Origin of the sequence: Phaeodactylibacter luteus, assembly GCF_007993045.1 — a bacterium.
Taxonomy (GTDB): domain Bacteria; phylum Bacteroidota; class Bacteroidia; order Chitinophagales; family Saprospiraceae; genus Phaeodactylibacter; species Phaeodactylibacter luteus.
The window spans coordinates 1-24713 of record NZ_VOOR01000066.1; the positions used below are offsets into that span (position 1 = coordinate 1).

The 24713-nt window shown below is 56.4% G+C and carries 11 protein-coding genes; all 11 read left to right on the plus strand.

Going from position 1 to position 24713, the window contains the following annotated elements; translation table 11 throughout:
• The coding region (locus tag FRY97_RS19725) for a response regulator transcription factor (protein WP_147169339.1) at positions 1-747 on the plus strand (747 nt) is incomplete at its 5' end.
• Between the two features lie 1045 nt (positions 748-1792).
• Complete coding sequence (locus tag FRY97_RS19730; RefSeq protein ID WP_147169341.1) at positions 1793-2197, plus strand: hypothetical protein; 405 nt, start codon at positions 1793-1795, stop codon at positions 2195-2197.
• Positions 2198-2419: 222 nt separating this feature from the next.
• Positions 2420-3100: a hypothetical protein gene (locus tag FRY97_RS19735; RefSeq protein WP_147169343.1), complete on the plus strand. Its 681-nt coding sequence runs from the start codon at positions 2420-2422 to the stop codon at positions 3098-3100.
• A 148-nt stretch (positions 3101-3248) separates the two neighbouring features.
• On the plus strand, positions 3249-6230 hold the full coding sequence (locus tag FRY97_RS19740) for a hypothetical protein (protein WP_147169344.1): 2982 nt from the start codon (positions 3249-3251) through the stop codon (positions 6228-6230).
• Positions 6231-6535: 305 nt separating this feature from the next.
• Entirely contained in the window at positions 6536-7180 is a 645-nt protein-coding gene (locus FRY97_RS19745) for a hypothetical protein (protein WP_147169345.1), read from the plus strand.
• A 184-nt stretch (positions 7181-7364) separates the two neighbouring features.
• Positions 7365-9437: a hypothetical protein gene (locus FRY97_RS19750; protein WP_147169346.1), complete on the plus strand. Its 2073-nt coding sequence runs from the start codon at positions 7365-7367 to the stop codon at positions 9435-9437.
• Between the two features lie 82 nt (positions 9438-9519).
• Entirely contained in the window at positions 9520-10764 is a 1245-nt protein-coding gene (locus tag FRY97_RS19755) for a fibrobacter succinogenes major paralogous domain-containing protein (RefSeq protein WP_147169347.1), read from the plus strand.
• Positions 10765-10832: 68 nt separating this feature from the next.
• The gene (locus FRY97_RS19760) at positions 10833-12203 is read left to right on the plus strand and encodes a peroxiredoxin family protein (protein ID WP_147169348.1); all 1371 of its coding nucleotides are present in this window, start codon (positions 10833-10835) and stop codon (positions 12201-12203) included.
• Between the two features lie 1581 nt (positions 12204-13784).
• The gene (locus tag FRY97_RS19765) at positions 13785-17957 is read left to right on the plus strand and encodes a hypothetical protein (RefSeq protein WP_147169349.1); all 4173 of its coding nucleotides are present in this window, start codon (positions 13785-13787) and stop codon (positions 17955-17957) included.
• 136 nt (positions 17958-18093) lie between these two features.
• Positions 18094-23061, plus strand: a complete 4968-nt coding sequence (locus FRY97_RS23015) for a hypothetical protein (RefSeq protein ID WP_211356931.1) — start codon at positions 18094-18096, stop codon at positions 23059-23061.
• A 349-nt stretch (positions 23062-23410) separates the two neighbouring features.
• Positions 23411-24713 (plus strand): Ig-like domain-containing protein (locus FRY97_RS19775; protein ID WP_147169350.1); only part of this gene is annotated, 1303 nt, incomplete at its 3' end.

The window sequence follows — 24713 nt, forward strand, 5'->3', positions numbered from 1 at the left end:
GGCAGAGAACTGGGTGATGCCTACAAAGTGACCCTCGCTGCCAACGGGCAGCAGGCATGGGAGCTGCTGAATGGCCCTGCACAAGATATAGACCTGGTCGTCTCTGATGTGATGATGCCCCTAATGGATGGCTTCACTTTATTGCAGAAGGCCCGGCAGCACCCTCAATTGGGCTATACCCCATTCTTGCTGCTGACCGCCCTCTCTTCTGCCGATGATGAGCTGAAAGCCTTGCGCCTTGGGGTAGATGCCTTTGTGAAGAAACCATACAGCAAGGCTGAACTGAAAGCCCGTATCGAAAACCTGTTGGGGCAGCAGCAAGCGGGCAGGGCGGCGCGGATGGCCCGTACAGAAAATGTAGTGGCGAAAACAGAAGACAGCCCCTCGCTGATCGCCCAGGAGAAGCGCCTTGAACCCTACGACGAACGGTGGATGCAGGAACTGCAGCAGGTCATCGGGGAGCGGATGCACGATCCGGACTTCACCGTCTCTATGCTGGCCGTAGTCTTGCACATCTCCGACCGGACCCTGTTCAACCGGCTCAAATTTTACACTGGGCAGACCCCCTCACAGTATTTACGCAACGCCCGCCTCGATCAGGCTATGGTGCTGCTCAGCAAGCGCGAATACCGCACGGTGAAGGAGGTCTGCCATGCGGTAGGGCTGAAAGACCCCCGGCATTTTACCATCCTCTTCAAAAAAAGGTTTGGCACGGTGCCCACCAGCTACCTGAAAGGAAGTGCCTGAACTTTGGACCCGGCGCAATCAGATTGCCACTTTGGGGCTTGCCCCCTCCGCAAGGATAGGGGCCTGCCCCTGCCAGCGGGCAGGCGCCGCTATGCTACGGGGCTCGCTGCCCGCTCGGCCCCTCGCCCTACAGGCGTCGGGTCTGGCCTCCGGCCACCCCTGCGCAGCGCTAGGCCGGCAACATCATAGCGCCAAAGCCTGCTGCATTTGGGTTGGCGGACTATAAGAGCCATTTAATGAAGAGGCTGCCTGGCAGTACCCCATCTTTGCCAATTTGGCACACTAGTATTTCCAGCCCGGCATGGGGTTTGTGCCAATCTGCACAAATCCCGCTATGTAAATTTGTGCCGTGCCCGGAGAGGGGCAATAAGCTTCAAGATGGACGAAGGCATCAGGCTAAGGGCATAGCGGTTTTCGTCGTGCAGACAAATACGGCTTAGACATTGCACCTAGCCTGTGCAGGCGCTAGCCGAACTTCCAGTTTGACTTCTTGTCAGGAGGGCCCGGCAAAGCTGTGGCCTCTCTCTTTAATAGCGTAGGGGAGGCCCCTGTTCCCCACTTTATGGTGCTGTCGAATAGGAGTACTACATAGCAGATGAGCTGTAAAGTGGTTGGGCCTCCCTCTTTTGGGGCAGCGGCGGGGCAACGCGCAATGCCGTGGATGGCTACAAGTTTCAGGCGCAAGGCTTGCTTGCTTGCAGTAGGAAGGCCTTCGGCCTACCCCGAGTGGACAGCCTGAAGCGTGTACTGCCCAGTGGTTTGTCAAGTGTTAATTTATGGGTTGAGTGGGAGCGGATTTTGAGGCTAAATCAAGGCGGATGTTCCCGCGAATAGCAGCGCTACGTAAGGGGTTGTCTAACGAAGAGTAGCCTCAAAAGTCGCCGTAGGCAACCCCTAGTTTTAGCCTTGACAGACCACTAGGCCCTATCAAGTGATCAGTTCGCCTTCGGGTGTGGAAAGAGCAATTTAGTTTTGCTTAGACTATGGAAGGCCTTGGGCAAACCGCTTGGGGCCTTCTTTTTTTTTAAAACAAATGCATTTTATCGTGAAAGGACGTCACACTTGGCTTTTCTGCTGTATGGCCTTGCTGCCCATGCTTTCCTGCGAACAGCCGGACAGGCCGCTCATCGAAAGGGCCTGGCACTTGGATTCCATGTATACTTTCTATGATGGGATCGGCTTTTGGGGGCACCAAGAGGATGATGGTTCGGTGGATTACACCTTTAGCCGCAACGGTATGATGTGGGCCAAGCATGGCAGGCAGCCTTTCTCCTACCTCTTGTCTAATGATAGCCTATTCTGGGGGCCTTCTGTAGATGAGCTCAAGTATCAGGTGGAGGTCATGGCACTTCAGGAGGATGCTATGGTCTGGAGAAAACACTTGCCTACCTACCGCTCAGAAGCAGGGGAGCATTTTCTGATACAGGTATTTTCTCCAATAGAAGAATGATTGGTACGGAGCCCCTGCTTGGTCTACTTGATTTTCTATAAAGGTGGAATGGCATTTTCCACTCCACCCCTGTACATTTCCCGGAATGCCCCTAAAGGTTTGCCATCCTGCCCACGAGGCGCGGTGTAAGTTTGCAGCATTGATAAACTCTAATAAGCCCAGGGCACAAGCGGAGCGCCCTTCACCGCTCCGCGCCCGGGCGTTATAGGACCAAAGCAAAAAATGGCACTGTACCGGTTGCGCCCTTACTTTACGATTTGCATACTGCTGCTGTCTGCGCTAACGAGCGGGCTGCATGCGGAGAGCGGGCTGTACGTGCGGGGGGCAGCGCTCCACCTGCACGGCAGCGCGCAGCTGTCGGTGCAGGGCGATGTATACTTAGAGGAAGCCGACATAAAGGGAAGCGGCAGCGTGGTGCTGTGCGGCGCCCTGCCACAGGCGGTACACGCCTGCGGCAGCCGGCTGTCCCGCTTGACGGTAGCCAACCCCACGGCGGTGGCCTTGTACGGTGAGCTGTACATCTCATCGGTGCTGAGCGTGCAGCAGGGCGTATTGGACGTGCGCGCAGGGCAGCTATACCTGGAGGCAGGGGCAGTGGCCGAAGTGGCAGCCGGCGCCCGCCTGCTAGGGCGCTTGTCAGCGCAGTGGTCCCCTGCGCCCCCCCCTGTGGGCATATACCTGCCCCGCAGCCCTACGGCAGCAGCCCTGCTGCCGCCCGTGCGGAGGCCGGTGGGGTATGCAATGCCGCCCGTACGCCGGGCTTCCCCTACCGGCGGCCTCTCGGCAACGGGCATAGCCCTGCCGGTGCCCCACCCGCCCCCACAGCCTGCAAGCGGCAGCCGAAGGGGCATAGCGGGGGCGCCCCAAAAAGTTAACATTCCCCCGCTCTCACTTTTTGTCTGACGGGAGGTCAGAATAGCATCCGCCTTTTGTGCATAGTAGGCGGCATGTGAAGGGCTAAATGTGCGAAGCTGCAGCGCAGCGGCTGCCGGGGGGTAGCCCTGCCGTGAGTGGCTGGCCCGCGGCCTCCCTTTTTAAAATATAAACCAAGATGACTTATTCATTGATATTGAAGAAAAATTGGATTGCCCTGGCCCTATTGCCCATAGTGGGCTTCGCGCAGGTCAAGGTGGGCGATAACCCGACTGTGATCGATCAGTCCGCTTTGTTGGAAATGGAATCGAGCACACAGGGCTTCCTGCCGCCTCGCATGACGGAGGCGCAGATGAATGCCATCGTCAGCCCGGCGGAGGGGCTGATGGTGTTTTGTACGGATTGTATGCCTAAGGGGCTGAGGCTGTACGATGGCACAGACTGGGCCTCCCTGTCTCCCTCGGGCCCTGAGACAACCGTCAGTATGGACTGCAGTATCAATGGCTTTACCGGTGGAGACCTGATAGAAGGGGAGGCCCTGAGCGGGCAAACCTTCAGCCTGACGGTGGCGAACAACAGCTTCACAGATGCTTCCCTCAACTTTGCGACTAGCGATCTCACCCTAAGTGGGGTGGGCGGTATCTCCGTCACCAGTGTGTCCCCGGCCTCGGCCACCCTCAATGGCGCAGGCTCTAGTCAGTTGGTCACCTATACCCTAGGTGGCACGCCCGCCTCGGAAGGCACGCTGAGCGTGGCCGTCGATATAGCCGGGCTGCTGTCCTGCCAGGAATCGGCCACCGTTTTTGACGCGAGCACGGGCGGCACGGGCATCGTGAGCAGCTACGGGGAGCCAGGCTGCAGCGCGCCGGCCTTTTCAGCCGAGCTCATACAAGGGGTAGATGCCACGGGCACCACCCTGACCCTCTATGCGGATGTAACGCAGGCGGGCGCCTACAGCCTCAGCCTGACCGAGAACGGAGTGACCTTTGCGGGCAGCGGCACCTTCGCCGCCACCGGCTGTCAGCCCATTGTGCTCACGGCAACGGGCACGCCCACGAGCAGCGGCACCTTTACTTGGACGGCCAACACCACGCCGGCCGGCAGCGCCACGGCGGAGGTGCTGAGCCCGACCACAGGCGGCACGGGCGTAGTGGGCAGCTACGGCCAGCCCGATTGCGATGCGGCAGCGTTCTCGGGCGCCTTGGTAGAAGGGGTAGACGCCACAGGCACCACTCTGACCCTCTACGCTAATGTAACGCAAACGGGGACCTGGTCATTGAGCCTGACCGAGAACGGGGTGGCCTTCTCGGGCAGCGGCACCTTCGCCGCCACGGGCTGCCAGCCTATTGTGCTGACAGCAAGTGGCACGCCCATGAGCAGCGGCACCTATACCTGGACGTCCAACACTATGCCTGTGGCGAGCGCTACGGCGGATGTGGAAGACCCCAGCTCGGGCGGTACGGTCATCGTGAGCAGCTACGGGGAGCCCGATTGTGATGCGCCGGCCTTTTCAGCTGCGCTCACAGAAGGGGTAGATGCCACGGGCACCACCCTGACCCTCTATGCGGATGTGGCGCAGGCAGGCACCTACAGCCTCAGCCTGACCGAAAATGGGGTGACTTTTGCGGGCAGCGGTACCTTTGCGGCCACCGGCTGTCAGCCCATTGTCCTGACCGCCTCCGGTACGCCCCTTGCGGATGGCAGCTTCACCTGGACGAGCAGCACCACACCTGAGGCGAGCGCTACAACAGATGTACTGAGCGAGAGCTCTAATGGCACTTCAGTGGTGTCTGCCTACGGCGGGCCCGGCTGCTCGGGCGGTACGGGCAGCATCACTGGCACCATGACACAAGGCGCAACAGTAAGCGGTGTAACGATGGAGCTCTACGCTGAGGTCACACAAACAGGCACCTGGTCATTGGAAGCCACCGAGAACGGGGTGACTTTCTCGGGCAGCGGTACCTTCGCGGCCACCGGCTGTCAGCTGATCACCCTGACGGGGTCGGGCACGCCGGCGGCAAGTGGTGACTTTACCTGGACGACGAACAGTATGCCTTCGGGCAGCGCTATGGCTGATATAGACTTTGATCCGACCAGCTTTTCTGTAGGTTCAGGCTCATTTTCGGGGCGTACGTGTTTTGACATTAGTTTAAGTAATGATAATACGAACGATTGCGGAAATCTGGCTTCGCGTCTCTCTCAGCAGTCTGATTTTACGGATCCTGAGACGCATACGCAGAGCTATACCTTTACCCCCTCGGGCACAGTGAGCAATGTGCGCTTCGCTTATATCAACACCAATGGTTCCGTCGTTACCACCATTAGCGGAGGTAATACAGGGAATAACATCAGTACTCCGGTAGTGGCTACTGTAAATTACAGCACCACCCTCAATACCGACGCTCTCGGTCTAACCGCTGCCAATCCACTAACAGCAGATATTTATGTACTTTACAACGACGGTGCTAGCAATAATGGCACCGATCGTCAGCTCAAAATCACAGTAGAAGTGAAAGACTGTGCATGTTGCGGTGCTTATGTGGCTCCGGGAGTTTGGAAAACCTTTATGTGCCACAATTTGGGTGCTGCCAATACCAATGCTGACCCTTTTACACCCAGTTGGGAAATCAATGGCGGCTACTGGCAATGGGGGCGTAAAGGACCTAATCCAGCTTTGTGGTTGAATACCAATACAGCAAATTTTGCTCATGGACCTACAGGGCCAACTGAAAGTGAATCTAATAATGCGGCCATAACAGACTGGGGTGGTATTCTTTTAAATAATCATTCTTGGCAAGGTGGGGTAAAGAGGCCTAATGACCCATGTCCAGCAGGTTTTCGAGTTCCTTCGGGAGATGAACTATACGGGTTGTATACCTATAACGCACAAATTAGTGTAAGTGACACATGGTCGTCTTCTGTAACAAATTACACCACAGGGAGGATGTATGGACCTTCTTTGTTTTTACCAGCCGCAGGCCAGCGTGACAGAAACAATGGCGCATTAATTCGAAGAGGTGAACAGGGGTCGTACTGGTCAGCGGATGTAAGGCTTGATGATTTCAATGCATTTTGTTTGTCTGTTCGTGAGAGTACCGTGTATGCGTATACCTACCAACCGAGATCATTTGGTTTTTCAATACGCTGTATCGCTCAATAGTTAACCGTCCAACGGTAAGCTAAAATATGTAAAGGGTTGAAATCCGGAACGGATATATGAGGGCGGTATAAACTATGAGGAAAACCGTTTAAGCTTACGGGCAACCGTGAGAAAAGTGGTATTCCACCACCCTCATTTTCCACTCCACCCCTGTACATTTCCCGGAATGCCCCTAAAGGTTTGCCATCCTGCCCACGAGGCGCGGTGAAAGTTTGCAGCATTAATTTCTTTATGAATAAGCCCAGGGCAAAAGCGGAGCGCTCTTCATCGCTCCGCGCCCGGGCGTTATAGGACCAAAGCAAAAAATGGCACTTTACCGGTTGCGCCCTTACTTTACGATCTGCATACTGCTGCTGTCTGCGCTAACGAGCGGGCTGCATGCGGAGAGCGTGCTGTACGTTCGGGGGGCAGCGCTCCACCTGCACGGCAGCGCGCAGCTGTCGGTGCAGGGCGATGTATACTTAGAGGAAGCCGACATAAAGGGCAGCGGCAGCGTGTTGCTGTGCGGCGCCCTGCCACAGGCGGTACACGCCTGCGGGAGCCGGCTGTCCCGCTTGACAGTAGCCAACCCCACGGCGGTGGCCTTGTACGGTGAGCTGTACATCTCATCGGTGCTGAGCGTGCAGCAGGGCGTATTGGACGTGCGAGCAGGGCAGTTATACCTAGAGGCAGGGGCAGTGGCCGAAGTGGCAGCCGGCGCCCGCCTGCTAGGGCGCTTGTCGGCGCAGTGGTCCCCTGCGCCCCCCCCTGTGGGCATATACCTGCCCCGCAGCCCTACGGCAGCAGCCCTGCTGCCGCCCGTGCGAAGGCCGGTGGGGTATGCAATGCCGCCCGTGCGCCGGGCTTCCCCTACCGGCGGCCTTTCGGCAACGGGCATAGCCCTGCCGGTGCCCCACCCGCCCCCACAGCCTGCAAGCGGCAGCCGAAGGGGCATAGCGGGGGCGCCCTAAAAAGTTGACATTCCCCCGCTCTCACTTTTTGTCTGACGGGAGGCCAGAATAGCATCCGCCTTTTGTGCATAGTAGGCGGCATGTGAAGGGCTAAATGTGCGAAGCTGCAGCGCAGCGGCTGCCGGGGGGTAGCCCTGCCGTGAATGGCTGGCCCGCGGCCTTCCTTTTTTAAACATAAACCAAGATGACTTATTCATTGATATTGAAGAAAAATTGGATCGCCCTGGCCCTGGCCCTGCTGCCCGTAGTGGGCTTCGCGCAAGTCAAGGTGGGCGATAACCCGGATGTGATCGAAAGCTCCGCCGAGCTTGAGATTGAATCAACAAGTAAAGGCTTCCTGCCGCCTCGCATGACGGAGGCGCAGATGAATGCCATCGTCAGCCCGGCGGAGGGGCTGATGGTGTTTTGCACGGATTGTATGCCTAAGGGGCCCTACACCTTCGATGCTACCGCATGGATGCCTTTGTCCGGCTCCTCTGCCGATATCGGCTCGAATGGCACATCAGAAGTATCATCATACAGCGGTGCAGGCTGCGCGGGCGGCCCGGGCAGCATCAGCGGCACGATGACGGTAGGCGTTGCGGTAAGTGGGGTGACGATGACACTCTATGCTGATGTAACGCAGGCGGGCACCTGGTCATTGACGGCCATACAGAACGGCGTGACCTTTTCCGGCAACGGCACCTTCGCGGCCACCGGCTGTCAACAGATTACGCTGACCGGCTCGGGCACGCCCGTTGCGAGCGGGAGCTTTACCTGGGCGACCAACACTGCCCCATTTGGCAGCGCCACAGCTGAAGTAGCCCCTGAGCCTTCGGCCGGCGGCTCTGCCGTTGTGGCTTCCTATGGCGCCGCCGGCTGCTCGGGCGGCCCGGGCAGCATCAGCGGCACCATGACACAAGGCGCAGCAGTAAGCGGGCTAACAATGGAGCTCTACGCCAATGTAACGCAGCCTGGCACCTGGTCATTGGAAGCCACCGAGAACGGGGTAACTTTCTCCGGCAGTGGTACCTTCGCTGCCACCGGCTGTCAGCTGATCACACTGACAGGGTCGGGCACGCCGGCTGCGCTTGGCACCTACACCTGGACAACGAACACCACGCCGGCCGGAAGTGCAGAGGCGACCGTGAATGCGCCTCCTGCCCCGCCCTCAAATCCCACTGGCTCTGGCTCATTTTCGGGACCTACATGTTTTGATATAGCGTTGAGTAATTATAATTCCAACGACTGCGCCCCATTTAGCGCGAGAATTGACCAGCAAAAGGATTTTACCGAGCCAACGACCTATACACAGAGCTACACTTTCACCCCTTTGGGCACAGTTAGCAATGTACGATTCTTTTATACTAATACCAATGGTATAGTCATCACTGGTATTAGCGGAGATAATCCCGGAAATAATATAAGTGGTCCGGTCGTAGCAACAGTCAATTTCAGCACCACCTTGAATACGGACGCCCTCGGGCTGACCAACGCCAATCCGCTGACGGCGGATATTTACGTGATCTACAACTCTAATTCCAGTAACACCGGTACAGATCGACAGATTAAGGCTACAGTTAAAGTAAAGGATTGTGCTTGCTGTGGAGCTTACGCAAATTTTCAGGCTGGGATTTGGAAGCAGTGGATGTGTCATAACTTAGCTGCAGCCAACACCAATGCAGATCCCCTCACCCCAAGTTGGGAAATCATTGGAGGCTACTGGCAGTGGGGACGTAAAGGGCCCGATCCATCTGTATGGAAAACTACAAATACAGCAAATTTTGCTCATGGACCAACAGGACCCATGGAAAGTGAAGCTAATGCTGGGCGAGTGAACAATTTTTCCGCAGGGCTTGCTGGAAATACTGCGTGGCGTGAGGATAACAAAACTCAAAATGATCCCTGTCCGGCTGGTTATCGTATTCCAACACGGGCCGATTTTAATAGTTTGATAAAAGAAAATGTTTGGTCGAACGTTGGAAGTTGGGGTAGTAGCCCTACTAATTATTCAAGTGGAAAAAAAATAGGTAGAACGCTCTTTTTACCTGCAGCTGGTTCTAGGACGGCGCCGATAGATTGGCCTGGCGTTATACCTGGTTCACTCAGTAGCCGGGGGCAAAATGGTTTTTATTGGACGAGTTATGGAAGCTCTACTGGGGGGGGGAGTACTCATCTGACTTTTCATCAGCAGGACTATGGTGATTTTGTTCCGGCTTTGGGCGGCAATGGGAATAATCGGACTAGGGGGATGAGCATCCGCTGTATAGCAGAATAACATCGCACCTTAGTCAGGTTTAGAAATAAAACATACAAAACATCGCCGGGCTTTTCTCCCCCCGGCGATCAAAAAATAAAAAATGAAGAATGTGATAAATACCTTCTTCCTGCTACTAGCCCTGCTGCCCGCAGCGCTCTTCGCCCAAGTCAAAGTAGGCGACAACCCAGCGGTCATAGACGGTTCGGCCATATTGGAGGTCGAATCGACCAACCAAGGCTTCCTGCCGCCTCGCATGACGGAGGCGCAGATGAATGCCATCGTCAGCCCGGCGGAGGGGCTGATGGCTTATTGTACAGACTGCAGCCCAAAAGACGTATACTTTTTTGAAGGCACGAGTTGGGTGCCCATGTCGGGCCCATCGCAGGTCCTGGGCAGCACCTTGTCACTCGATTGTGCAGGCGCTGTTCAAACAGGCCGCCTTATGCCCGGCGAGCCGGCTTCCGGCGTAAGCGCTGCGGTGTCATATACCGGTGGGAACGGGGGCGTGCACAATGGGCAGACCGTAAGCTCTACGGGGGTCACCGGGCTGACGGCATCCCTGGGCTCCGGCCTTTTTGCCGATGGCTCCGGTAGCCTGGTGTACACCATCACAGGCACCGCTTCGGGCAACGGGCTGGCCAGTTTTGCCTTGGACATCGGCGGGCAGAGCTGCGCCCTCGTCCTGCCTGTAGGCTGTGGTGCCTATGTGGCTGCGGGCGTGTGGAAAACCTTTTTGTGCCACAACCTGGGGGCTGACCCAAGCGCAGATCCGTTTGCACCTTCTTGGCGGTTGAATGGGGATTACTACCAATGGGGGCGGAACCCTGCCTGCTTCGGCATTGACGGTACAGATGGGGCTAATCCTTGCAGTGCTCCGGTTTATGGCGCAGCTGCACCCTGGGGCAATGCTGCGGTGAACGACAACGCCGGGGCCATCCCGGGCTGGAGTACCACTGTCGTCCCTGACGGCTCCTGGCAGGACGAGGTTAAGACGGCGAACGATCCCTGCCCCGCCGGCTTCCGGGTACCCACAAAAGCGCAGTGGGATGGAGTGTTAGCATCCAACGGTACGCTTCAATATTTAGGAGATTGGATGAGCAGCACTACCAATTACAGTAGTGGGTTGCAGGTTGGCCATAACCTGTTTTTGCCCTCGACTGGTAGTGGACGAGACGGGTCTAATGGTATGTTGGTAACCCGGGGCTCTAGAGGCAGCTACTGGAGTAGTACAGAGAATACAAGTTCGTTCGCATGGCCGCTTCTCTTTCAAAATGGCAATGCCAATACGAGCTACCCTATCGGCTATCGTCACGAGGGGCGCTCCATCCGCTGCATTGCTGAATAATTTAACGGATCATTTCAAAACACCTTAGGGGCATTACAGCCCTAAGGTCCAAAAGTTGAGCGGAAATTATGAAACTTAGCACAAGCACGTTCAAGCTGTTATTATTATTTCTGCCGCTTCTGCCCACAGCAGCTTACCCCCAAAACATCACCCTACGCTTCCCGGCTTTTGCGGGCCAGGATTGGGATCTGCTTCTCTTTCGCGGGCAGGAGCAGGACACCGTGCTCAGCGGGGCCATCCCTTCTGATGGGGAAGTGGCACTGCGCATCCCGGAAGCACACCGCGGCTATACGGGCATGGCCCGTTGGATGCTGCGGCAGGGCGGCGGGCTCGATATGGTGATCAATGGGGAAGACTTTTCGGTGGAATGCCTCAGCGATCAGCCCAATGATGACAACATCATCTACAGCGGCTCCGCTGAGAACGCCTTCCTGCGGGAAAACTACCGGGAGCAGGAGCGCCTGCTGCTCCAATACGAAGCCCTGCGCATGGTGCTGCGGTCCTACCCGCCGGGCCATCCGCTCTACGCTGCGGCGACAGAAGAGGAGGCCAACCTGCAAAAGGACTGGGCCGCCTTCCGCTCGGCCCTATCGGCCTCGCCCCTTTACGCAGCCCGCTTCCGTCAGATTGTGGACGTAACGCGTGGCGTGGGCAGCCGCCTGGGCATGAGCGAAGCAGAACTGGCGGCAGATATTGAGGGCTACCTGAGCCGGCGCATGTCTTGGGAAGCCCTCTACCGCAGCAACCACTGGAGCGGGGTCATTTTCAGCTGGGTACAGCTGCACACAAAGGTCATCGGGAGCGATACGGCCCTGCTGAGCAGTGCCCGTCGCATTTTGGCTCGCCTGCCCAATGCAGAGATGTATACCTCGTTTTGCGATTACCTGGCGCGCAGCCTCTCCGGGGCAGGTAAGGATCATCTGATAGGTGAGCTGGCTGCCGAAGTGAAGGGCAGCGGCAAGCTGCTGCGCACCGATGGCATGCTGGCACAGTACGGCGCACCACAGGCGGGCGAGCTGGCGCCCGAACTGGGTTTTATAAAGCACCTGGGCGATCCGGCCGAGCACAACCACCAAACGGTGGTGTTGCGGCCGGTGGAGCTATCGGAAAACTACAGCCTGCTGGTCTTCTACCAAAGCGGCTGCGGCCCCTGTGAGAACCTGATGCCACAGCTGGTGGGCAGCTATCCGGTCTTAGCGAAAAAAGGCGTGCGCCTGATCAGTATTTCGGCCGATACCGACTATCAGGTCTTCGAGAACACCGCCCTGGGCCACCCCTGGGCCGATAAGTATTGCGACGAGCGGGGCATGTCGGGCCCTAATTTTAGGCGCTATGGGGTGGTGGGCACGCCTACGATGTTCCTGTTGGACGCCGAAGGGCGCATTTTGTTGCGCACGGCGAGCTGGGAAGCGGTATGGCAAGCGTTGGCGGCGGGCTAAGCGTTGAGGACGCCCCTCGTGGCCTGTCAAGGCTCAACCTGGGGGGCTACGGCGGCTTTTCAGGCTGCTCTTCCCTCCCTGCCTTAGTACCTAAGTACGGTGGGAGGTTGATTGCCCTCAAAATTCGCTCCCGCTCAGCCCATAAATTAATACTTGACAGGCTGCTAGCAGGTTGATCCGTACATTTTTGACAGTTAAAGCCCATGCACCAAAAAGGCTTAAGTGTGGAAATACGATCAAATCATTCGGTCTAGCCGCACCAGGCTCAGTATAGGATGGGGCCTGCCCCTGCCCGATGGCAGGTGCCGCTATGCTACGGGGCTCGCTATCCGCTCGGCCTTATCAGGCCTGCCGCCCCTGCGCAGCGCTAGGCCATTGCCAGGCTAGTGCCTTAAGTCATAAATTTATGATACTTAAGTTGAAGTTATTTTCCGGCTAATCAAGGCGAAGGTTCGCGACTTTAGCCCGAGCTAAAGGAGCGGTTCTTTAACGAAGAGTAGGCGGAAAAGAACGAAACTTGGGGTGGCAAGGATTTATGACTTGAGGCACTAGAGCCCGGAAAACATAAACGCCTGCGGCATTGGGGTTCACGCCCGTGGAGTAGGTGGGCTAAAGATTGTTAGTATATGAAGTTGGCTATAGCACTGTAGGTAGGCAAAGGTTTTGAAAAGCGGCTGCATTAACCCAAGCAAGGAGCAGCGGGCTGATCACGGCCAGTTTTGTTTGCCTGTAGCGGCTATGGAGGGGCTGTCAGCCCGGTTGAAAGGCCGGGCTGCGGCCCTTTTTTCTTCTTGTGCCGCAGGCAACCCCTAGTTTTAGCCTTGACAGACCACTAGGGCTTGTTTGAGCTGTTTTGCGCTTTTGGCGGTGTAGGCCTGCCTATGCCAATTTGCTCAGTCCGGTACAGCACAGCACCAAGGCTTCTACCACCTTTCGGCGGCAGCCCAGCCCGGCAGTTGAGCAACAGGCAATGGCGGAAGTGGAAAACAGCGCGCTGCTGAGCAGGCGTGGGCACCTCCAACTGTGCGGCACTGCGGGAGGACTTGCAGGCTTTGGGTATAGGGGTAGATTGGCAAACGGGCAATAAGGCTCATATTCTTCGGATTTACCCTTGTGTTTTTTCAGGTATTCACTGTATGTGTTGCCGGACTACCCGGAAGCGTCCTGCTACTTTTGTGGAAGATGAATTTAACGTAAAGACGGGCTAGCGCTACATCATTGTTTTTAATGTCATTTGGCATGGGGTTGGCACAGGGCGATGCGCTTTTAGGCCAAACGGCGGCCAAAGTCAACAACACATAATCAGCTTTGCAATATTTCCAGGTTGGCCTTACATAGCACTTTTGATGGCAGGAGATTATCGTAGCCCGCAAAAGTTGCCTCGGGATAAAAACAGCGAAACATAGGGCTGATTCGGAGAAGGCAAAAATGCATTTAAATACTCATCATCCTTTTGTTTTTGCAGCCTAACGGAGGGGCTGCTCGGTGCAGCATGCTAAGAAGCTCAAGCAAGCAATTTTGGCCGTAAAGGCAAGGTGTTGCAGAGAAAGGTAAAACTCATGGAAAATTAATTACGACACTATGCAAAGGAAAAGAAGCTCCTTAAGATGGTTTTCTGTCATCTTGTTCTTTTGGCTCGCTGCCTTCGTACCTCAAAACGTACGGGCGCAATCTGCCAGCCAAGGGAACGTCTATATTTCTGGAGGACAAGAAATAGCTATTTTTGGCCCCTCGCATCATTTTGAAAATGGTGGCAGTGGGGCACTGCCAGGCATAATACAGACACAGCGTTCGGCCCCACAGGGGTACATGAGCTTCATCGGCGGTGCCGAAGCTTTGGGGCAGACGGATGCAGCGCATGTAGACGGCTACGTGAAAAAGTATGGCAATACGGCTTTTTCTTTTCCGGTAGGCGATGGCACTGCGCTGCGGCAGCTGTCGATCTCGGCCCCCACCAATGCCAATGAGGTGTATGCCGTGGCCTGGCTGCCTGGCGATCCTTCTAGCGTTGGCGACCCTTCGGACGGAGGTGCTTTGCACTCCATTCTGGCAGTAGGCGACAGTCTGGCTTCTGTGAGCCCGGCCGGGCAATGGGACTGGCTGGCTTTGTCTGGCACAGGAGAAGGGCTGTCCATTACGGTGAGCATCCCGGATATGAATGGTTTCGCGGATGCCACCGACTTGCGATTGGCAGGATGGGACGGCAGCCAATGGGTAGCACTAGGCACTACGGGGGCTACGGGTCTTACTGCCGGAAGTACCCTTACCGGGACTATGATGGCTGGCATCAGTGCTATTGGTATTGGCCGTATGGATGCTGACCCAGATATGGATGGGCTGACTAATACTCAGGAAGCTACTGCTGGTACAGATCCAAATAACCCGGATACCGATGGCGATGGCTTATACGATGGAGAGGAAGTCCTTGGGCTTGATGATCCTGCTACCAATCCAACAGTTACCGGTATATCTGATCCGCTAGACCCCTGTTCTCCCGCCCAGCCCGCGGGCTATGCCGATTATAACGCCGGCAATGCAATCTGGTCTGCCGCAGACTGCGACGGCGACGGTGTGCCGAACGGGGAAGAAGATATGAACGGCACCGACCCCTACAACGACCCCGGCGATACCGACGGAGACGGCATCAACGACGATCAGGAGGCCGAAGATGGCACCGACCCGAACGATCCTTGTTCTCCCGCCCAGCCCGCAGGCTACACAGGCTATGATGCAGGCAATGCAATCTGGTCTGCCGCAGACTGCGACGGCGACGGTGTGCCGAACGGGGAAGAAGACATGAACGGCACCGACCCCTACAACAACCCCGGCGATACAGACGGAGACGGCATCAACGACGATCAGGAGGCCGAAGACGGCACCGGCCCGAACGACCCCTGTTCTCCCGCCCAGCCCGCAGGCTACACAGGCTATGATGCAGGCAATGCAATCTGGTCTGCCGCAGACTGCGACGGCGACGGTGTGCCGAACGGGGAAGAAGACATGAACGGCACCGACCCCTACAACAACCCCGGCGATACAGACGGAGACGGCATCAACGACGATCAGGAGGCCGAAGACGGCACGGATCCGAACGATCCTTGTTCTCCCGCCCAGCCCGCAGGCTACACAGGCTATGATGCAGGCAATGCAATCTGGTCTGTCGCAGACTGCGACGGCGACGGTGTGCCGAACGGAGAAGAAGACATGAACGGCACCGACCCCTACAACAACCCCGGCGATATGGACGGAGACGGCATCAACGACGATCAGGAGATAGAAGACGGCACCGGCCCGAACGACCCCTGTTCTCCCGCCCAGCCCGCAGGCTACACAGGCTATGATGCCGGCAATGCGATCTGGTCTGCCGCAGACTGCGACGGCGACGGTGTGCCCAACGGAGAAGAAGACATGAACGGCACCGACCCCTACAACAACCCCGGCGATACAGACGGAGACGGCATCAACGACGATCAGGAGGCCGAAGACGGCACGGATCCGAACGATCCTTGTTCTCCCGCCCAAGCCGCAGGCTATACAGGCTATGATGCCGGCAACGCAATCTGGTCTGCCGCAGACTGCGACGGCGACGGTGTGCCGAACGGGGAAGAAGACATGAACGGCACCGACCCCTACAACAACCCCGGCGATACAGACGGAGACGGCATCAACGACGATCAGGAGACCGAAGACGGCACCGGCCCGAACGACCCCTGTTCTCCCGCCCAGCCCGCAGGCTATGCCGGCTATGATGCAGGCAATGCAATCTGGTCTGCCGCAGACTGCGACGGCGACGGTGTGCCGAACGGGGAAGAAGACATGAACGGCACCGACCCCTACAACAACCCTGGCGATACCGACGGCGACGGCATCAACGACGATCAGGAGATAGAAGACGGCACCGGCCCGAACGACCCCTGCTCTCCCGCCCAGCCCGCAGGCTACACAGGCTATGATGCAGGCAATGCAATCTGGTCTGCCGCAGACTGTGACGGCGATGGCCTTTTGAACGGAGATGAGGATGCTAATGGTACTGATCCTTACGACGCTGATACTGATGGCGATGACATAGATGATGGTACCGATCCTAGCCCGGACGACCCCTGTTTGCCAGTACAAGCTGCAGGCTACACAGGCTACGATGCAAGCAATGCGATTTGGGCTGCTGCGGACTGCGATGGCGACGGCCTTTTGAACGGAGATGAGGATACAAATGGCACTGATCCTTACAACGCTGATACCGATGGCGACGGCGTAGATGATGGTACCGACCTTAACCCGCTCGACCCCTGCTCTCCCGCCCAGCCTGCGGGCTATGCGGGCTATGACGCAGGCAACGCGATTTGGTCTGCCGCAGACTGTGACGGCGACGGCGTGCCCAACGGGGAAGAGGTGGCCAATGGCACTGATCCTTATAATAACCCCGGCGATACCGACGGAGACGGCATCAACGACGATCAGGAGATAGAAGACGGCACCGGCCCGAATGACCCCTGCTCTCCCGCCCAAGCTGCGGGCTACACAGGCTATGATGCCGGCAACGCGATCTGGTCTGCCGCAGACTGCGACAGCGATGGCGTGCCCAACGGGGATGAGGATGCCAATGGCACCGACCCCTACAATAACCCCGGTGATACCGACGGAGACAGCATCAACGACGATCAGGAGATAGAAGATAGCACCGACCCGCTCGACCCCTGCTCTCCCGCCCAGCCTGCGGGCTACACAGGCTATGATGCCGGCAACGCGATCTGGTCTGCCGCAGACTGTGACGGCGATGGCCTTTTGAACGGAGATGAGGATACGAATGGCACTGATCCTTACAACCCCGATACGGACGGAGATGGTGTGGGCGATGATACCGACCCTGCCCCGAACGACCCTTGTGCCCCAAATACAGCATCGCCTACTTGTACGGCACCATTGTCGGTGAAGGTTTTCTTACAAGGTGCGCTATTGAATTCGATAGACCTTGGTTTGATGCGCGACGATTTAAGGCAGCAGGGGCATTTGCCTTTAGTAGACCCCTACGCAGGCATGAACAATCCTCGTTTCGATCACGCTGGCAATGCAGGCTTAGCGACGACTACGGCGGCAGTTTTGTCTGCAAATTCAGGGACCCCTGATGCCATTGTAGATTGGGTGTTCCTAGAGCTTCGGGATGCTTCAAATTTCAGAAACATCGTAGAAACTCGGGCGGTGTTGCTTCAGCGCGATGGAGATTTGGTTGACCCAACAGATGGGGTGTCGCCTGTGAGCATTGCGGGAGTGGTCGGGCAGAGCTATTACATTGCTGTAAAGCACCGCAACCACCTTGGCGTAATGACGGCAGCACCGGTATTGCTGAGCGATACGGCCAATGTTGTAGATTTTACGACTGCACCAAACAGTAGCCTTTATTCCCGCCCAGGCGGAGGGGTGAATTATCAGGGTGCAGCCATGGTGATCATGGGCGGGGTGAAAGCCCTATGGGCTGGTGATGCCAATGGTGATGGGAAGATCAAGTACCAAGGCGCATTTAGCGACAACAATTTGCTGCAGGGCGTTATCCTGCACGGCAACAACCCTTCTGGGTTTTACAATTTCAGTGACGCCTTTGGTTATTTCTCCGGCGATTTGAATATGGACGGAGTGGTCAAGTACCAGGGGGTTAATAGTGAGCCTTCCCTCAAGTTCATCAATATCCTTTTCAATTTTTCGAATTGGAATCCCGTAGGGCTTTACAATAGCGACCGACTGATAGAACAGCTGCCATAAGGCAGTGCCCAGGCTGCTGTGCCCCTATAACATCACAGCAGCCTGGGTGGCTTTTGTGCTGCTAAGCACAAGAGTTTACATCTGGATTTTAGAACCAATTCATTCAAATCTTGCAATAACAAATGAAGTAGTACTCATGAAACAATTACTTTTTTCTTTACTCTTCACGCTCCTTGGGGCTCTGTTCTTACAAGCTCAGAGTGTCAGTTTGGAGCTTACATTGAGGTATAATGTGCTGGAGGAGCGATATGAAGTATATGCGCTTCCGGATGGCACTGAGCCTTCTTTCTTTTGGGGTCCCTCCCAGATTACGGTAGTGGCGCCAACGGCAGTAGATGATGCAGCTTTTACAGTGACTAGCGTGGAAGCTGGGCCCTGGTCTGACAACTCTAGGATTTATGCTCCCGCAGCCGATCCGACAGTGGATTTCCATGGTATGGGCTCTTTAGGAGCCCCGGTAAGCTTTGTGGCCAATGAGGAAAAGCTGATTTTGCATTTTACGATCCCGGGTGGGGGCTGTATCCCCGGACTACGGCTTTACATTAATGGCTCCGACCCGATCTCTTCTGACCCAGGAATGGGCGGTGGCGATTTTACCAATACCATCTATGGCATTGCAGGGGGCTCATTTGGTGAGGCTTACACAGGTAATTATGAAAACAATGGCACCTCTTGTGATTCTGACGGAGACTTGCTAACCGATTCCGAAGAATTATTGGGTGCCGATGGCATTGCAGGGACTGGAGATGAAACAGACCCCAATAATCCAGATACAGATGGAGATGGGCTCTACGATGGTGAAGAGGTACTTGGGCTGGACAACCCTGCTTCCTCTCCCGTTGCTACCGGCAGCTCCAATCCGAATAACCCCTGTGATCCTCTTCCGACAGCAGGCTACGCGGATTTTGATCCCCTCAATGCCATTTGGGCGGCTGAAGATTGTGATGGGGACGGAGTCGTGAACAGCGATGAAATCGCGAATAATACAGACCCCTACGAAAACCCGGGAGATCTTGATGGCGATGGCATTAATGACGATCAGGAAATTCAGGATAATACAGATCCGCTCGACCCCTGCTCTCCCGCTCAGCCCGCAGGCTATGCCGGCTATGATGCTGGCAATGCAACCTGGTCTGCCGCAGACTGCGACGGCGACGGCGTGCCCAACGGGGAAGAGGATGCCAATGGCACCGACCCTTACAACAACCCCGGCGATACAGACGGAGACGGCATCAACGACGATCAGGAGGCTGAAGACGGCACCGATCCGAACGACCCCTGTTCTCCCGCCCAGCCTGCAGGCTATGCCGGCTATGATGTGAATAATGCGGTGTGGTCAGCTGCAGACTGCGACGGCGATGGCGTGCCGAACGGAGATGAGGTGACTAACGGCACCGACCCCAACGAGAACCCCGGCGACACCGACGGAGACGGCATCAACGACGATAAGGAGGCCGAAGACGGCACCGACCCGAACGACCCCTGTTCTCCAGCACAAGCTGCAGGCTATGCGGGCTATGATGCCGGCAATGCAACCTGGTCAGCCGCAGACTGCGACGGCGACGGTGTACCAAACGGGGAAGAGGTCAGCAACGGCACCGACCCTTACAACAACCCCGGTGATACAGACGGAGACGGCACCAATGACGATCAGGAGATAGAAGACGGCACGGACCCGAACGACCCCTGTTCTCCAGCACAAGCTGCAGGCTATGCGGGCTATGATGCCGGCAATGCCATCTGGTCTGCCGCAGACTGCGACGGCGACGGCGTGGCGAACGGAGCGGAAGTATCCGCAAGCACCGACCCCTACAATACAGATACCGACGGAGATGGCGTAGCCGATGGCGCGGACAGCAATGGCACCGACCCTTGTTTGCCGGTACAAGCTGCGGGCTACACGGGCTACGATGCGAGCAGTGCGATCTGGTCTGCAGGCGACTGTGACGGCGACGGCATTTCGAACGGTGACGAAGACACGAACGGCACCGATCCGTACAATGCAGATACCGATGGAGATGGCGTGAACGACGATACCGACCCTGACCCGCTCGACCCCTGTTCTCCCGCCCAGCCTGCGGGCTATGCCGGCTACGATGTGAATAATGCGGTGTGGTCAGCTGCGGACTGCGACGGCGATGGCGTGCCGAACGGAGATGAGGTGACTAACGGCACCGACCCCAACGAGAACCCCGGCGACACCGACGGAGACGGCATCAACGACGATCAGGAGGCCGAAGACGGCACGGACCCGAACGACCCCTGTTCTCCAGCACAAGCTGCAGGCTATGCGGGCTATGATGCCGGCAATGCCATCTGGTCTGCCGCAGACTGCGACGGCGACGGTGTACCAAACGGGGAAGAGGTCAGCAACGGCACCGACCCTTACAACAACCCCGGCGATACGGACGGAGACGGCACCAATGACGATCAGGAGATAGAAGACGGCACGGACCCGAACGACCCCTGTTCTCCAGCACAAGCTGCAGGCTATGCGGGCTATGATGCCGGCAATGCCATCTGGTCTGCCGCAGACTGCGACGGCGACGGCGTGGCGAACGGAGCGGAAGTATCCGCAAGCACCGACCCCTACAATACAGATACCGACGGAGATGGCGTAGCCGATGGCGCGGACAGCAATGGCACCGACCCTTGTTTGCCGGTACAAGCTGTGGGCTACACGGGCTACGATGCGAGCAGTGCGATCTGGTCTGCAGGCGACTGTGACGGCGACGGCATTTCGAACGGTGACGAAGACACGAACGGCACCGATCCGTACAATGCAGATACCGATGGAGATGGCGTGAACGACGATACCGACCCTGCCCCGAACGACCCCTGTTCTCCCGCCCAGCCTGCGGGCTATGCCGGCTACGATTTCAATAATGCGGTGTGGTCAGCTGCGGACTGCGACGGCGATGGGGTGCCGAACGGAGATGAGGTGACTAACGGCACCGACCCCAACGAGAACCCCGGCGATACGGATGGTGACGGCATCAACGACGATCAGGAGACCGAAGACGGCACCGACCCGAACGACCCCTGTTCTCCAGCACAAGCTGCAGGCTATGCGGGCTATGATGACGGCAATGCAACCTGGTCAGCCGCAGACTGCGACGGCGACGGTGTACCAAACGGGGAAGAGGTCAGCAACGGCACCGACCCTTACAACAACCCCGGCGATACGGACGGAGACGGCACCAATGACGATCAGGAGATAGAAGACGGCACGGACCCGAACGACCCCTGTTCTCCAGCACAAGCTGCAGGCTATGCGGGCTATGATGCTGGCAATGCCATTTGGTCAGCCGCAGACTGCGACGGCGACGGCGTGGCGAACGGAGCGGAAGTATCCGCAAGCACCGACCCCTACAATACAGATACCGACGGTGACGGTGTATCTGATGCTACGGATGCTAATGGCACCAATCCTTGTATACCGGTACAAGCTGTGGGCTACACGGGCTACGATGCGAGCAGTGCGATCTGGTCTGCAGGCGACTGTGACGGCGACGGCATTTCGAACGGTGACGAAGACACGAACGGCACCGATCCGTACAATGCAGATACCGATGGAGATGGCGTGAACGACGATACCGACCCTGACCCGCTCGACCCCTGTTCTCCCGCCCAGCCTGCGGGCTATGCCGGCTACGATGTGAATAATGCGGTGTGGTCAGCTGCGGACTGCGACGGCGATGGCGTGCCGAACGGAGATGAGGTGACTAACGGCACCGACCCCAACGAGAACCCCGGCGATACGGATGGTGACGGCATCAACGACGATCAGGAGACCGAAGACGGCACCGACCCGAACGACCCCTGTTCTCCAGCACAAGCTGCGGGCTATGCCGGCTATGATGCTGGCAATGCCATTTGGTCTGCCGCAGACTGTGACGGCGACGGTGCTTCAAATGGTGCTGAGGTAGCCAACAGTACAGACCCTTATCAGAACCCAGGCGACAGCGACGGGGATGGCGTTAACGATGACAAGGAATTGGCAGATGGTACGGACCCCGCCGACCCCTGTTCGCCCTCACAAGTTGCAGGATATACCGGTTACAACCCAGGCAATGCCCTTTGGTCAGTAGAGGACTGTGACGGTGATGGTGTTTCGAACGGAGATGAGGATGCAAATGGCACCGACCCTTATAACGATCCAGGTGATTCGGATGGTGATGGTGTTAACGACGATCAAGAGGTAGAAGACGGTACCGACCCTTCTAACCCTTGCGACCCTGATGGCAACTCAATGGCGTGTACCACACCACTTCAGATCAAAGTCCTTCTACAGGGCGCTTTGTTAAATACCAATACACCGGGCCTGATGAGGAATGATCTTGTGACCGGCGGGCATGTCCCATTGACAGAGCCTTATACGGGCATGAACAACGCCAGGTTTACGCATTACGGAGCAGGTGGCGGAGAAACGACGACCGCAGTTGTGCTTGCTGCAAATAGCGGGACCGCCAATGCGATAGTTGACTGGGTTTTTGTCGAGTTGCGAGATGGCAATGACCCGACAGTAATCGTTGAGACCCGTGCTGCGCTGGTACAGCGGGATGGAGATGTTGTAGACCCAGCTGATGGGGTTTCCCCTGTTAGCATAGTAGGCGCTCCAGGAGGGAGCTACTACATCGCTATCAAGCATCGGAACCATCTTGGCGCGATGACAGCAGCACCCCTGACGCTCAGTTATACGCCCACCTTTGTGGATTTCACGACTGCATCTCTCAGCAACATCTACCATAAAGTAGTTGGCGGATTGGATTACGATGGTGCAGAAATGGTACAAGTGACAGGCTTGAATGCGCTTTGGGCGGGAGATTCCAATGCGGATGGCAAGATCAAGTATCAGGGAGCCTTCTCCGATAACATTCTGCTGCTCGACGTTCTCACAGAAGGGAGCAATTCAGAGGCTTCTTACAACTTCAGCAATGCATTAGGCTACTACCTTGGGGATGTCACCATGGATGGAGCCGTTAAGTACCAGGGTAGTGGAAGCGACCCTGTGCTCATGTTCATCAACTTGATTGTGAACTTCAGTAATTGGAACACTTCCGGCCTTTACAATAGTGATCTGTTGATCGAACAGCTTCCCTAGGGCCGAGCAGTAATTCCTCATACTATGTACAACCATGTTGGCACGGGGCAGGGTTGGCCTGCCCCGTTGTCAGCTTTAAAGGGCAAGTATGGCAATAGCCCTTAGGCTTTACCCAGCTTGCTCTCATTCATAATCAGAACAAATCAAATCTTTTGACATGCAAAGAACCCTGATATTCCTATGCTTAATTTTTGGCTTAGGTACCTTTAAGGCTGCTGCGCAAGATGTGCAGCTTTCGTTGAGGTACAATTTGGTTGAGGCTCGTTATGAGTTGTATGCCCGCCCTTCAGCCCCTAATCCGACATTTTTTTGGGGGCCTTCACAAATTTCGATTGTTGCACCAGAAAGCATGCCCGATGCGGCATTTGTAGTGACTAGTGTAGCTGCGGGGAGTTGGGCTGATAATTCCCGTATTTATGCCCCTGTTTCTGCACCTGGGTCTGATTTCCACGGGCTGGGGTCGCTTGGTGCTCCGGTAGACTTCAGTACTGGAGGCGAAGTACTTATTTTGCACTTCACGCTGCCCGGAGGCGGCTGTATTGATGGGCTGCGCCTTTACTCGAATGGCATCGATCCTGGTTCTTCAGACCCTGGCATGGGGGGGAGCGATTTTACCAATACCATTTTCGGTGCTTCCCATGGAATGGCAAGCGAGCGATACACAGGGAATTATGGGGCTCAGATGACCTCCTGTACGGCCCCAAACCTCTTCTGGGCTGTGGATGACTCATTTGTGCTTACACAGGGGGCAACGGCTCCTTTAAATATATTGGACAACGACAACTTCGGGCTCAATGAGTTGGAGTCTGTCGCTGTCATCGCTCCACCTGCAGCGAGTGCAGGTACGATATTGATTGACCCCAACGGCACCATCGATGATCTATACGATGATGTGCTACTGTTTACGCCTGCTGCAGATTTTATTGGCACTGTTCAGCTAAGCTATGAAATTTGCGATACCGAAGGCAATTGCGATCAGGCGGATGTTGCTATTGAGGTCCTAGAAGTACAGGATTGTCAAGCGCCTGGATTGTTAAACCCTGCATATGGCTGTGATGGTGCGGTTACCATCTCTTGGCTGCCGGCATTGGATGCAACCTCCTATACACTTGAGGTGGAAGACGCTATGGGCAATCCCGTGGTGGATTTCGTCAACATGGCTTCTACTTCTGTAACCATTACTCCAGGTACGCTGACTCCCGGTGAAGACTACACCTTCGCCGTCACAGGCAGCTGTGGAACTTCCAATGTAAGTTCTTTTCAGGGGGCTATCGATGGCAGCCGCATTCAAAACCGATTGCCTGAACTTGTCATCACAGATGTCGTCCACCCTGTTTGTGCCGATGTTGACACTTCAGGGGCTTTTACGGTGACTGTTAATGACAACTGTGGGGCTATTTACGATATAACTGCTAATGGGGTAACAGTGACAGCTAATACTGGCGATCCAGTAACTTTTTCCGGGCTGACGGCTGCGGCTATGCCTCAAGGGTCTAATTATGAGGTCACAGTGGCTTTGCATGCAGGAGGTGGATGTGTTTACAGTGCTGTATGCATTTCTGAACTCCAGGGTATGGTTACCTTGATTCCAGAAGATGCTACTGCACCTTTCATTTCGGTTACCGGCGACGGTGGACAGACCATCAACCCTA

What these genes read in the sequence shown, in the direction of transcription:
- FRY97_RS19745 (WP_147169345.1), top strand. Translation starts at nt 6,536, where the DNA reads ATGGCACTTTACCGGTTGCGCCCTTACTTTACGATCTGCATACTGCTG.
- FRY97_RS19755 (WP_147169347.1), top strand. Translation starts at nt 9,520, where the DNA reads ATGAAGAATGTGATAAATACCTTCTTCCTGCTACTAGCCCTGCTGCCC.
- FRY97_RS19750 (WP_147169346.1), top strand. Translation starts at nt 7,365, where the DNA reads ATGACTTATTCATTGATATTGAAGAAAAATTGGATCGCCCTGGCCCTG.
- FRY97_RS19740 (WP_147169344.1), top strand. Translation starts at nt 3,249, where the DNA reads ATGACTTATTCATTGATATTGAAGAAAAATTGGATTGCCCTGGCCCTA.
- FRY97_RS19735 (WP_147169343.1), top strand. Translation starts at nt 2,420, where the DNA reads ATGGCACTGTACCGGTTGCGCCCTTACTTTACGATTTGCATACTGCTG.
- FRY97_RS23015 (WP_211356931.1), top strand. Translation starts at nt 18,094, where the DNA reads ATGAAACAATTACTTTTTTCTTTACTCTTCACGCTCCTTGGGGCTCTG.
- FRY97_RS19765 (WP_147169349.1), top strand. Translation starts at nt 13,785, where the DNA reads ATGCAAAGGAAAAGAAGCTCCTTAAGATGGTTTTCTGTCATCTTGTTC.
- FRY97_RS19760 (WP_147169348.1), top strand. Translation starts at nt 10,833, where the DNA reads ATGAAACTTAGCACAAGCACGTTCAAGCTGTTATTATTATTTCTGCCG.